This window comes from Candidatus Zixiibacteriota bacterium (assembly GCA_035574315.1).
In the GTDB taxonomy this organism is placed as follows: domain Bacteria; phylum Desulfobacterota; class Binatia; order UBA9968; family UBA9968; genus DATLYW01.
In genome coordinates, this window is record DATLYW010000016.1 from 76,844 (window position 1) to 88,650 (window position 11,807).

An 11,807-nucleotide genomic window follows, 5' to 3' on the forward strand; every position below is an offset into this window, starting at 1 on the left:
TCCCGAAGCACGCACGGCCGGCCCGACGCGCCGGGCGAACGCGTGGAAGTGAGCCTACGCCGCTCCGAGGATGCGATCCATCGCCTGAACCAGCTCCCGGACGTGATTCAGGGATTCGTTGAAGGCTTTCCTGTCGGTGTCGTTGAGCTCGATCTCGATGACCTTTTCCACCCCTCCCGCACCGATGAGAACGGGAACGCCGAAATAGTACCCCCTCACCCCATACTCGCCCTCGAGGTATGCCGCGCACGGGAGAATCTCCTTCTTGTCGCGCAGGTAAGCTTCCGCCATGCGGACCGCGGCCGACGCCGGCGAGTAATACGCCGATCCGGTCTTCAACAGCGCCACAACCTCCCCCCCGGCGTTGCGGACCCGAGTCTCGATCTCGGCCAGTCTGTTCGCCGGAATCAGCTTATCGACGGGCACGCCGCCGACGAAGCAGGTGCTGCGCACCGGAACCATGTCGTCCCCGTGGCCGCCCAGCACCATGGCGGTTACGCTGTTCACCGAGACGTTCAGCTCCCGCGCGATAAAGGAGCGATAGCGCGAAGAGTCGAGGATCCCCGACTGCCCCACGACCCGGTTCTTGGGGAAGCCGGTGACGCGCTTGGTGAGAGTGACCATCGCATCGAGCGGATTGGTGATGACGATCACGAAGGAATCCGGGGCGTACTTCCGGATCGCTTCCGCCACCGTGCTCATGATTTTGGCGTTGGTCCCGACGAGATCGTCGCGGCTCATGCCCGGCTTGCGCGCCACCCCGGCGGTCACGATACAGACGTCCGCGCCGGCGATGTCCTCGTAACGGTTGGTCCCGATCACGTCACCGTCGAAACCCTCGATTGGCCCCGCATGAGAGAGATCCAACGCCTTTCCCTGGGGCAATCCCTCGATCACGTCGAAGAGCACCACGTCTCCCAGCTCTTTCAACAGGCACAGGTGGGCCATGGTGCCGCCGATATTTCCCGCGCCGATCAACGCAATCTTCTTCCGTGCCATAAACGCTCCGCTGCGCGGCCCGATGCCGCGCGTGGTTCTTCGACCCTCTCGGTCACATATTGGCGATGATCGCGTCGCCGAATCCCGAGCAGCTCACCAGCTTCGCCCCGCTCATCAACCGCTCGAAGTCGTAGGTCACGGTCTTTTGCGCGATCGCGCCCTCGAGCCCTTTGATGATGAGATCGGCGGCTTCGGTCCACCCCATGTAACGCAGCATCATCTCGCCGGAGAGGATCACGGACCCAGGGTTGACCTTGTCGAGATCGGCGTACTTGGGAGCGGTGCCGTGGGTCGCTTCGAAGACCGCGTGGCCCGTGTCGTAGTTGATGTTCGCGCCCGGCGCAATCCCGATGCCGCCGACCTGCGCCGCGAGGGCGTCCGAGAGGTAGTCGCCGTTCAAGTTCAACGTCGCGATCACGTCGTAGTCCTTCGGCCGGATCAGAACGAACTGCAGCGTGACGTCGGCGATCGAATCCTTGATCAACAGCTTGGACCTCCACTTCCCGTCGCCGTGAGTGGGCCACAGCTTCAACGCCTCTTCGACCTCGCGCTTGATCGCCGCCTGCTGCGCCGGCGCCATCATGTCGAACCCAGGATCGATCAGCTTGGCGTTGGCTTCGACGCTGAGATCCGGCGTCTGCTCCTTGTTGCCCAGGATCCACGTCTCGCGCTCCGTGACGATCTCGTTGCGGAACTCGCGCTTGGCCAGCGCGTACCCCCACTCCATGAACGCGCCTTCCGTATACTTCATGATGTTGCCCTTGTGCACGATGTTCACGCTTCGGCGCCGGTTGGCGAGCGACCACCGGATCGCCGCCCGCATCAGCCGCTCGGTCCCCTCCACGGAAACGGGCTTCAGCGCGATCCCCGCCGTGTCCGGGAAGCGGATCTTGGCGTATTCCTGGGGGAACTGCTCCTTGAGGAAGGCCTTGAACCTTCGGTTCTCCTCGGTGCCGTGCACGAACTCGATCCCGGTGTAGATGTCCTCCGTGTTCTCGCGGAAGACCACCATATCCACGTACTCGGGATGCCGCAGGGGGGAGGGAACCCCGTTGAAGTAACGCACGGGCCGTTGGCAGACGTAGAGGTCGAGCAGCTTTCGCAGCGCGACGTTCAGGGAGCGCATGCCGCCGCCGACCGGCGTGGTGAGCGGGCCCTTGATACCGACGAGAAACTCGGAAAAGGCCTCCACCGTCTCGTCCGGAAGCCAGGTATTGAACAGCTTGAACGATTTCTCGCCCGCGTAAACCTCCATCCACCGGATCTTTCGCTTGCCGCGGTAGGCCTTTTCGATCGCCGCGTCGAACACCCGCACGGACGCCCGCCAGATGTCGCGGCCGGTGCCGTCTCCCTCGATGAACGGTATGACCGGCTGATCCGGGACTTGGAGCTTGCCCGCGGACATCGTGATCTTGGCGCCATCGGTCGGTACCTTCACCAGCTTGTATGCAGCCATGGTCTCCTCGCGCGTAAAAATAGCCTAAGGGCGGGCAACTCTCCGCTTTCCTTAGGCTATCGGAGTTTGAGAAGCGGTTGAAGCTCGTTGAAACTTAACTGATTGCCCGGAGAGAGTCAAGGAGGAGTGGTCTCGTCTTTCTTCTTCTGTTCCAGCCATTTCTCGAGGTAACGGCCCGCCACCTCCTTGCCGCCGAGGCCGAATGCCAGCGCGAGCGCCAGACACACGGCCCCGAAGATCAGGATGAAAGCCCAGATGACGATCTCGGAGGCGATCTCGAGGATCTCCAGAATCGCCGCCACCAGGAAGATCACCGCCCCAACGTAGGCCGCGCGGCCGATGGAGGTCGCCTGCTCCAGGCCGGCGTTGGCGCACGACGTCCGCGTCACGGTCTCGAGAAAATTCGCGAAGTAGAGCCCGAGGATGAGCGTGACCAGCGCCGCGAAGATCTTCGGGATGTAGAGATAGATCGTGTTCAGCGTATCGGTCGCGCCGCTCAGGTTCAGGGTCTCCAGCGTGACCACGATCACGATCATGAACAGAAACCAGAAGATCAGGAGCCCCAGGATGTCCGAGGCGGTCTGCCGGATCCCGCCGCGCTCCAGGACCTGGCGGATTCCCGCCCGTTCCGCGAGCGTGTCGAAATGACACAGTCTCAGGATTCGGATTACGATGCGCTTCACGACGTTGCACAGGACCCACCCGAGCATCACGAACAACAGCGCGAACAGGAAATTGGGCAGGAAAGCGCCGATCTTCGCGGCAAAGGCGCTCCAAAGCCCCGTCACCGTCACGACGGGATTCATCGTCGATTCCTCCATGGACTTCCGGCGGTTCAGCCCTACATAAGGGAGCGCTGGCGAAATTGTCAACCCTCGCGGGCACTTGAATCCCGCGACCCCGCCCACTATAGTCCTCCAACCGCCCGTCGTCCTCCGACGCCGGGCGCATCGAGAGAGTGACGGAACGGTTTCCGGTTTCGGGTTCCCAGGGTTTTCGGCTTTCACTTTGAATTTTCGCCGGTTCAGGTCTGTGTTGCCGGCTCACTGAAAAGTGCGTGTATCCGTTCATCAACTCGGCAAGGCATTCGGCCTGCGGTGGGCGTTGAAAGGTGTCGATCTCGAGCTGGCCCCCGGCGACTTCGTCGCGCTGCTCGGAGCGAACGGAGCGGGAAAGACCACGATGCTCAAGCTCCTGGCCGGCTTGCTCCGGCCGTCGGCCGGGACCATCGCCGTCGATGGAACCGAGCTCTTCGCGCTGGCGCCGGAGGACCGGCCGGTGATCGGGTTTCTCTCTCCGGGCGATCACCTCTACAGCCATCTCACCGTCAGGGAGAACCTCGAATTTTTCGCCGCGCTCTACCGCAGGGACCGCAGCGCGGCGGCGATCGCCGCCGCGCTGGACGCTGTCGGGTTGACGCCCCGCGCGGACGAGTACGTCGCCGCGCTGTCCAGCGGCATGAAGTGCCGCCTCGCCCTGGCCAAGTGGCTGCTCCTGGACCCGGGGCTGCTCCTCCTCGACGAGCCCTACGGGGTGCTCGACGCCGACGGCGCCCGCGTCCTGGAATCTTTCCTCCGGGCTCGCTGCCGCGCCGGACATATCGTAATGGTCGCCTCGCATCACGTCCCCCGGGTCCTGGAACTGTGCACCCGGGCGGTGATTCTCGACGGCGGGCGGGTGATTTTCGACGAGCCCCGCCGCGAGCCGTGGGACAGTCTTCGGCGGGTCTTTTCCGAGTTCCTTCCGGGCGGCGAACGATGACGTTCCTGCGGCACACCTACTGGCTCCTGCGCAAGGACCTGCTCCTGGAGCTCCGGCGCAAGGAAAGCCTGCTGACGATGTTTTTCTTCGGCGCGCTGCTGCTGTTCGTTTTCCATTTTTCCTTCGAGCTGGCGCCCGACCGGGTCGTGCAGATGACGCCGGCGTTGCTCTGGCTCGCCTTCATGTTCACCGGCACGCTCGGCCTTGCACAGCTGTTCCAGCCCGAGCGCGATGCCGGGTGTCTCGAGGCGCTGCTGCTCTCGCCCATGGATCGGGGCGCGTTCTATTTCGCGAAAGTCTGCTTCACGCTGATTCTCATGGTCCTGGTGGAGATCGTCGTCATTCCGCTCTTCTGGATCCTGTTCAACCTCGAGTCGTGGACCCCGGTTCCGCTCCTGTTCCTCGTCACGCTCCTGGGCACGGTCGGCTTCTGCGTGCTGGGAACCCTGTTCGCCGCCGTGACGCTCCGCGCGCGCGCCAAGGAATTGCTGCTGCCGCTGGTGCTTTTCCCGTTGATGATTCCCGTGATCCTGGCGACCATCCGCTGTATGGAGGACGTGCTCCGCACCGGAGAGCTCGGTGACGGCGCTCCCTGGTTGCGTCTGCTGCTCGGATTTGATGTGATATTTCTGACCGCGGGAATTCTGATCTTCGATCGGGTTCTCGAATCCTGACGAACGAGACGCCGGTGAAGCCGAAGAAAAGGAAGGGTTATCTGGGAGCGCTTGCCGCCGCGGCGATCGCGCTCGGGCTGTACTGGGGCCTGGTCCAGGCGCCGCCGGACGCCCTGCAGGGCAACGTTCAGCGGATCATGTACCTGCACATCCCGAGCATCCTTACCGCCTACCTCTCGTTCTTTCTGGTGTTCGTCGGGAGCTGCCTGTATTTATGGAAAAGGGAAAAGCGGGATGATATCCTCGCTTATTCCGCGGCGGAAATCGGGGTGCTCTTCACCGCTCTTACGATCGTCGAAGGCTCGATCTGGGGCCGTCCCACCTGGGGGGTGTGGTGGACGTGGGACGCCAGACTCACGCTCACGGCGATTTTGCTCCTGATCTTCGTGGGCTATCTGATGCTGCGAACGCTCCTCGAGGACGAACAAAAGGCCGCCACGGCGGCAGCGGTGCTGGGAATCATCGGGTTTCTCGACATTCCCCTGATCCACATGTCGGTTTACTGGTGGCGCACCCTCCATCAGCCGCCTTCGATCCTGCGGCCCGACAAGGCCCCCTGGGAGAACGTTCACCCGGCGATGCTGACCGCACTGGCGATCAACTTCGCCGCTTTCCTGCTGCTCTACTTCTATCTCCTGTCGCTGCGGATTCGCGTCGGCGAAATGCAGGAGGAGATCAAGGCGCGGCGGCTGCGCGGAGGCGCTTGACGGTGGGCCCGTGGGGTTTCGTCTTTCTCGCATACGCCCTCGTTTGGGGCGCGATTGCGTGCTATGCTGTGGGCTTGAAACGGCGCTACGAGAGGAGCGAACGGGAGCTGGCGCAGCTCGACGCGAGCGAGCATTCGCCTGGTCATGCGAAAGAATAGACGATTTCTGATCGGCGGCCTGATCATTCTTGCGGCGCTCTCCTACATGATCTACGGCGGCATGCAGGAGGCGCTGGTCTATTTCGTCACGCCGTCGGAGCTGAAGGCGCAGCAGCCGAGCCCCACCGACAAATTTCTCCGCATGGGCGGACTGGTTGTCAAGGGATCGCTCCAGAAAGACCTTCAAAATCTCACCTACCGCTTCGAGATCACCGACGGCGCGACCTCGGTTCCGGTCTTTTTTCGCGGCGTTCCGCCGGATCTCTTCGGCGACGGCAAGGGAGCCGTCGTCGAGGGCCGCCTCGGCAGCGACGGCGTGTTCCACGCTTCGGCCATCATGGCGAAGCATGCCGAGGAATACAGCCCCCATCCTGACGGACAGGACAGCTATCCCCGGAGCTTCGTTCCCGCCCGAGAGCCCCTAATCAAGTGATCGCCACCCTGGGCTATAGCGCTCTTTTGCTCGCGTTCCTTTTCGCCCTGCTCGGGGCGGCAACCCCTCTGCTCGCCGCGCGCACGCCGATGCGGGCGGCGTCGGGAACCGTCTGGCTGGCGATCTGGGGGCAGTTTGTCCTGGTCACGCTCGCCGCCTGCGCCCTGATCTATGCCCTGGTCGCTCCTGATTTCTCCATCAGGTACGTTGCCTTCAACACGACGCGGGCGACCCCGCTCTACTACCGGATCACAGGACTGTGGGGCGCTCTCGAAGGTTCTTTGCTGCTCTGGGAATGGATCCTGATCGTCTTTTCCGGGCTGGTTGCCTGGATCTACCGGCACCGGCACCGGGAGTTCATGCCGTGGGTGCTGATGGTCTTTTCGATCGTTTCGGCCTTCTTTCTCGGCGTCCTCGCCTTCGCTTCCAGTCCTTTCGAGACGATCTCCCCCGTACCGCCCGACGGCCGCGGCCTGAACCCCCTCCTCGAGGACGCCAACATGATGACCCACCCGCCCCTGCTCTACACGGGGTTCGTGGGGCTGACCGTCCCCTACGCGTTCGCCATGGCGGCTCTCATCGTCGGCAGGCTCGATGAAGCCTGGATCATCACGACGCGGCGCTGGACGATCGCCGCATGGTTCTTTCTCACGGCCGGCAATCTGGTCGGTGCCTGGTGGTCCTATCACGTTCTCGGCTGGGGCGGCTATTGGGCCTGGGACCCGGTGGAGAACGCGGCCTTCATGCCCTGGCTTCCGACCACCGCGTTTCTCCACTCGATTCAGGTTCAGGAACGCCGGCGCATGCTCAAGGTGTGGAACCTCTCGCTCATCATGATCGCCTTCAGTCTCACGCTCTTCGGCACCTTTCTCACCCGATCCGGGATCCTTTCCTCCATCCACGCGTTCTCGTCGGGTCCGGTCGGCTCCCTCTTTCTCGGCTTTCTCGCCCTGGTGCTGCTCGGCTCCTTTGGTCTGCTCGCCTACCGGTCGGATCTGCTCAAAGGCCAGCCCGAGCTCGATTCTGTCCTGAGCCGGGAATCGGCCTTCCTGCTCAACAACATCGTCCTGGTATCGGCGCTCTTCACGATTTTTCTCGGAACGGTCTTTCCCCTGCTGTCGGAAGCCGTGGCGGGCGTCCAGGTGAGCGTCGGCGCCCCGTATTTCAATTCAGCGACCACGCCGCTTTTCCTGTTCATGGTTTTTCTGATGGCCGTCGGGCCGATCATTGCGTGGCGCAAGGCTTCGTGGGACAATCTCAAACGGAATTTCCTCCGGCCGGCCGCGGCGTCCCTGGCGGCGGGGCTGGTTCTTTTCATCCTGGGGGTGCGGGAGTTCCTTCCGTTGCTCGGCTTCACTCTCGTGGCCTTCGTCATCCTGACGATCGTATACGACACCGCCCTGGCGCTGCGCGCTCGCCGGCGGATTGCGGGCGAGGGAATCATATCGGGGCTCGTCACGCTGGCGCGGCGCAACCAGCGGCGCTACGCCGGCTTCGTGGTTCATCTCGGCGTGGTGCTGATCGTGATGGGGATCGCCGGCTCCATGTCCTACAGCATCGAGCGGGAAGCGACGCTCGGCCTCAATGAGACCCTCACGATCGGCGCCTACCGGATCCGTTTCGAAGGCCTCAAGGGCTCCCAACAGCCGACCCATTTTCGAGTCGAGGGATCGTTCCGGCTCTTCCGCCACGGCGTCGAAGCCGGGGTTCTGTCACCCGCCCTGAAGTTCTTCCCCACCCAGGAAGCCCCGGTCGGCCGTGCCGTGCATCGGAGCACGCTGGCCGAGGACGTTTACCTGATCCTCTCGGGATTCAGCGAGGTCAATCGCAACCAGGCGACCCTCAAGGCGCTCGTGCGACCGCTGGTGGTCTGGATCTGGATCGGGGGCTTCGTGATCGTGCTGGGAACCCTGCTGTCCATCCTGCCGCTCGGGAAGAACGCGGCGAGAGGCGGAGACTGACATGGCCTGGCGCCGCATGACTTTGACCGTCGCCGTCATCGCGCCGATCCTCTGGCTCCTCGCCTTCGGCTTCACGCGCGACGCCCGTTACATCAACTCGCCGTTGATGGCGAAACCCGCGGCGCCTTTCACGGTCGAGCTTTTCGACGGAAGCAAGCTGAGCCTGGCAGACCTGCGCGGCAAGGCGGTTTTTCTCAACTTCTGGGCCTCGTGGTGCCCGCCGTGCCGTGCCGAAGCGCGCGACCTCGAAGCGGCGTGGCGCAGGCTCAAATCGGAGAACATCGTGTTCGTCGGCGTCGCGCTCCAGGATACCGAGGAAAACTCGCGCTCGTTCCTCGAAGAGTTCGGCGTCACTTACCCGAACGGACGCGACCCGGCCGGAAAGATCGCCATCGACTACGGCGTGTGGGGCATCCCGGAAAGCTTCTTCATCGACCCCCAGGGCCGGATCACTTACAAGCACGTGGGCGCGATCCGCGCCGCGCTCGTGACCGCCAAGGTCCAGGAGGCGCTGCGCGGCATCGTGAGCGCTCAGGAAGGAAAAGGCGAGTATCAAACGGTACGTTGACGTTCTGCCGGGCGCTTTGCTCGCGCTGGTGCTGGCGGCATCGCCTGTTGCTCCGGCGAGCGCTCCCGATATCGACGAGCAAACCCGCGAGCTCGCGGCGGAGCTTCGCTGCGTGGTCTGCCAGAACCTTTCCGTCGCCGATTCGCCGTCCGAAATGGCGCAGCAGATGCGCGCCATCATCCGGGAGCAGCTCGCCGCCGGCAAGACGCCGCAGGAGGTCAAGGACTATTTCGTCTCCCGCTACGGCGAATGGGTCTTGCTCGCTCCGAGCGCCCGGGGCTTCAACCTGCTCTTGTGGCTGCTGCCCTACGTCGCCCTCGCCGCCGGGCTGATCGCGGCCGGTTTCTTCCTGCGCCGCTGGTCCCGAAAAAAGGCCGCCGGCCGGCCGGCTGGGGAAGCGGCGGACCGGGGCGGCCTCCTCGAAAGTCTTTCCCATGCCCGGCCAGACGCCCTTCCCGACCTGGAAGACGACCGCCCGCAGGCGGTGCTGCTGCGCGAGCAGGCTCGCTTGGCCGCGGAGCTCGAGGAACTCGAGTTCGACTACCAATCGGGAAAACTTTCCGAGGGCGACTACGCCTCGCTGCGCTCGGAGATCGAAACGAAAACGGCGGAGACAGCCGCCCGGCTCGAGCGCCTCCCGCCGATAAAGGAGAAACCGAAGCCGGTTACGCCGCCGCCCGCGGCCCCCGCCGCCGGATTTCCGCGTTGGCGGCTGGCCGCCGGGGGTGCGCTCCTTCTCTTGTTCGGACTGGCTCTGGGGGTTCTTTTGACCCGTTCAGTGCGGCCCCGGAGCCCGGAAGACAGCCTGACGGGAGGATTTCTCACGGGGACCGCCGGGCAAGACGGCACCCGGTCGTTGCTCAACGAGGGCAAAACGGCCTTCTCCAACGGCGACTGGCCGAAAGCTATCGAAGCGTTCAAGAAAGTCCTCGCCGCCGATCCCGCCGACCCCGAGGCGCACAGCTACATGGGCTACATCCTGGTTCAGGCGGGCCACGCGGACGGAGCGTTGATGGCGTTCGACAAGGCGTTGGCGGCCGCCCCGGACTATCCGCTGGCTCTCTGGGGGAAAGGAATGGTTCTTTACCGGGAGAGACAGGATTATGCCGCGGCGCGCGCGGTTTTCGAGAAGCTGGTCCGGCTCCTGCCGCCCGGTCATGACCGAACCGAGATCGAAAAGATCCTCGCCGAGCTGCCCCGATCCTCCGGCCCGTCTCCCGCTCCCCCCGCGGAGGGAACGCGGGTGCAAATCTCCGGAACGATCACCATCGGCCCGGGCGTCGACCCCAAAGCCGCGGCCCAAGGGTCGCTGTTCATCATCGCCCGAAGAGCCGGAGGGGCCGGTCCTCCGGTCGCCGTGAAGAAGATCGACCGGCCCCGCTTCCCGGTCGCCTATTCCATCGGTCCCGAAGACGCGATGATCCAGGGAGCGCCCCTCGACGGCAAGCTCGACGTTTCGGTTCGCCTGGACAAGGACGGCAACCCCATGACGCGCGAGCCCGGAAGTGTTGCGGGGCGGTACAAGAAGAATCCGGTGGAAGCCGGAGCGAAAAATATCGACATCGTCCTCGACGAAGTCGTTCCCTGATCCCCCGCCGTCAGGCTCCCGAAAATCTGCGGTAGATGGCGTCCGTCTTCGCCGCCATGATGAAGTCGTTGCGATGCAGGTTCCTGATCTTGTGGGTCCACCAGGTCACCCCCACGCGGCCCCACTCGGTGACCAGGCGCGGATGGTGCCCTTCCTCCTCGGCCGCTGCGCCGACGGCATCGGTAAAAGCGAGCGCTTCCTTGAAGTTCCTGAACTGAAAAACGCGCTCCAGCTTCGGAATGCCGTCTTCGTGAATGATCCGCCACTGCGGCACTTTCGGCTGTAGTTCGGCGATCTCCTCGGCGGTGACCGGGGGAGCCCCCACGCGACAGGCCTCGCACTTCTGATCGACAAGCTCTTCCATCGTTTCACTCCTTCACGTTCAACCGTCCAGCTCGCTCATGACCTCCCCGGCGAACCTTTCCATGGCATCCTTCACCCAACGGTGCGGTACGCTGCCGATGTTGAACCACGCGAGAAAATGGCGCGCCCCCGTGGCGGCCGCAAGCTTTTTCAGCCCGGCGGCCACGCTCCGGGCGTCGCCGATGACCGCGTGGCGTGCGCGGACGACCTCGAACGTCATCTGCTGTCCTGCCGCCGTGGCCAGGCGCGCCGGCGGCGGCACACCCCGGCGGGCGAGCCATTCCACGTAGTCGCGCCGGACCGCGGCGATGGTTTCGAAATAGCTCATGACGCCGGCCTCGCATCGGCGTTCGGCCTCGTTCGCCGTCTCGGCGATATGCACCGGGACCAGAAGCGCCAGCTCCCGCCTGGCGACGGAATGGCCGTGCCGCTTGAGCCCATCCCAGTAAGCGCGCGCAAACTCCGTCACCTGTTCGGGAGCGCGAGTATGGACTGGCAGCATGAGGTTCGCCGCCAAACGTGCGCCCAGCTCGACGCCCGCCATCGAGCTCGTCGCGAGATAGAACGGAGGCGGCGGCTGCTGGATCGGTTTGGGGTGAACCACCACTTCCGGGATGCGAAAGAATCTGCCCTCGAACGAAAGCGTCGGCTCGGTCCAGGCCCGCCGAATGACGTCCAATCCTTCGGCCAGGATTTCGTGGGTGACGCTGTGATCGGCGCCGAAGCACTCGTACACGCGGCTGTGCGGGTGGCCGCCTCCGGCGGCGAACTCCATGCGACCCCCGCTGAGCAAATCGAGCATGGCCGCCTGCTCGGCGAGCTGAACGGGATGATGGACCGGCAGCGTGTTCACGGCAACGCCCAGCCGCAAGCGGCGCGTTCTCTGCGCCAGGGCGCCCAGGACGACGTACGGAGCCGAAAGCAGCGAGAATCGAGGCTGGCAATGGATCTCGGCGAGCCAGAGGCCGTGAAATCCGAGGCGATCTCCGATCTCGGCCTGCTCGATGAGCTCGTTCAGCCGATCGGTGGAAACCGATCCGTCGGGACACTGGATCTCGGTAAACAGGCTGACCTTCATCGAGTTCCCGTCCGCCGCCGGGTGTCCGGACGGCGCCGCCGTACCACGAACAGTCCGGACG

Annotated in this window: 12 protein-coding genes; 7 read left to right on the forward strand and 5 right to left on the reverse strand. The window is 64.1% G+C overall.

The features are described 5' to 3' along the window. Positions 1-54: 54 nt before the first annotated feature. The 3 genes from mdh to VNN77_05035 all read right to left on the reverse strand — a co-directional run bounded on the left by mdh (position 55) and on the right by VNN77_05035 (position 3,261). Positions 55-999, reverse strand: coding sequence for a malate dehydrogenase (gene mdh, locus VNN77_05025; GenBank protein HXG50757.1), 945 nt, complete (start codon positions 997-999; stop codon positions 55-57). A 52-nt stretch (positions 1,000-1,051) separates the two neighbouring features. Further along, entirely contained in the window at positions 1,052-2,455 is a 1,404-nt protein-coding gene (gene icd / locus VNN77_05030) for an NADP-dependent isocitrate dehydrogenase (protein HXG50758.1), read from the reverse strand. Between the two features lie 116 nt (positions 2,456-2,571). Beyond that, positions 2,572-3,261: a hypothetical protein gene (locus VNN77_05035; protein HXG50759.1), complete on the reverse strand. Its 690-nt coding sequence runs from the start codon at positions 3,259-3,261 to the stop codon at positions 2,572-2,574. Positions 3,262-3,508: 247 nt separating this feature from the next. Here VNN77_05035 and ccmA point away from each other — a divergent pair, with 247 nt between their 5' ends. The 7 genes from ccmA to VNN77_05070 all read left to right on the forward strand — a co-directional run bounded on the left by ccmA (position 3,509) and on the right by VNN77_05070 (position 10,305). Further along, a complete protein-coding gene (ccmA, locus tag VNN77_05040; GenBank protein ID HXG50760.1) occupies positions 3,509-4,216 on the forward strand; it encodes a heme ABC exporter ATP-binding protein CcmA in 708 nt (235 codons plus the stop codon). Continuing rightward, the gene (locus VNN77_05045; protein ID HXG50761.1) at positions 4,213-4,890 is read left to right on the forward strand and encodes a heme exporter protein CcmB; all 678 of its coding nucleotides are present in this window, start codon (positions 4,213-4,215) and stop codon (positions 4,888-4,890) included. Before ccmA ends, VNN77_05045 begins: the two co-directional genes overlap by 4 nt. 14 nt (positions 4,891-4,904) lie before the next feature. Continuing rightward, positions 4,905-5,597: a cytochrome c biogenesis protein CcsA gene (ccsA, locus tag VNN77_05050; GenBank protein ID HXG50762.1), complete on the forward strand. Its 693-nt coding sequence runs from the start codon at positions 4,905-4,907 to the stop codon at positions 5,595-5,597. A 144-nt stretch (positions 5,598-5,741) separates the two neighbouring features. After that, positions 5,742-6,188, forward strand: a complete 447-nt coding sequence (locus tag VNN77_05055) for a cytochrome c maturation protein CcmE (GenBank protein HXG50763.1) — start codon at positions 5,742-5,744, stop codon at positions 6,186-6,188. Further along, positions 6,185-8,149 (forward strand): heme lyase CcmF/NrfE family subunit, encoded by a 1,965-nt coding sequence (locus VNN77_05060; GenBank protein HXG50764.1) that lies wholly within the window; start codon positions 6,185-6,187, stop codon positions 8,147-8,149. The genes VNN77_05055 and VNN77_05060 overlap by 4 nt, the downstream gene beginning before the upstream one ends. Position 8,150: 1 nt before the next feature. Beyond that, positions 8,151-8,717 carry a TlpA disulfide reductase family protein gene (locus VNN77_05065; protein HXG50765.1) on the forward strand — a complete coding sequence of 189 codons (567 nt, stop codon included), beginning with the start codon at positions 8,151-8,153 and terminating at the stop codon, positions 8,715-8,717. 16 nt (positions 8,718-8,733) lie between these two features. Further along, on the forward strand, positions 8,734-10,305 hold the full coding sequence (locus tag VNN77_05070) for a cytochrome c-type biogenesis protein CcmH (GenBank protein HXG50766.1): 1,572 nt from the start codon (positions 8,734-8,736) through the stop codon (positions 10,303-10,305). A gap of 10 nt (positions 10,306-10,315) precedes the next feature. Here VNN77_05070 and VNN77_05075 read toward each other — a convergent pair whose 3' ends face one another. Then, the gene (locus VNN77_05075; GenBank protein HXG50767.1) at positions 10,316-10,669 is read right to left on the reverse strand and encodes a 4a-hydroxytetrahydrobiopterin dehydratase; all 354 of its coding nucleotides are present in this window, start codon (positions 10,667-10,669) and stop codon (positions 10,316-10,318) included. Positions 10,670-10,687: 18 nt separating this feature from the next. Then, a complete protein-coding gene (locus tag VNN77_05080; GenBank protein HXG50768.1) occupies positions 10,688-11,746 on the reverse strand; it encodes an LLM class flavin-dependent oxidoreductase in 1,059 nt (352 codons plus the stop codon). Positions 11,747-11,807 lie beyond the last annotated feature (61 nt).

Bases quoted from the DNA above. Each gene is read 5' to 3' on its own strand.
- mdh (HXG50757.1), bottom strand. From the start codon at position 999: ATGGCACGGAAGAAGATTGCGTTGATCGGCGCGGGAAATATCGGCGGC.
- icd (HXG50758.1), bottom strand. From the start codon at position 2,455: ATGGCTGCATACAAGCTGGTGAAGGTACCGACCGATGGCGCCAAGATC.
- VNN77_05035 (HXG50759.1), bottom strand. From the start codon at position 3,261: ATGAATCCCGTCGTGACGGTGACGGGGCTTTGGAGCGCCTTTGCCGCG.
- VNN77_05045 (HXG50761.1), top strand. From the start codon at position 4,213: ATGACGTTCCTGCGGCACACCTACTGGCTCCTGCGCAAGGACCTGCTC.
- VNN77_05055 (HXG50763.1), top strand. From the start codon at position 5,742: ATGCGAAAGAATAGACGATTTCTGATCGGCGGCCTGATCATTCTTGCG.
- VNN77_05065 (HXG50765.1), top strand. From the start codon at position 8,151: ATGGCCTGGCGCCGCATGACTTTGACCGTCGCCGTCATCGCGCCGATC.
- VNN77_05075 (HXG50767.1), bottom strand. From the start codon at position 10,669: ATGGAAGAGCTTGTCGATCAGAAGTGCGAGGCCTGTCGCGTGGGGGCT.
- VNN77_05080 (HXG50768.1), bottom strand. From the start codon at position 11,746: ATGAAGGTCAGCCTGTTTACCGAGATCCAGTGTCCCGACGGATCGGTT.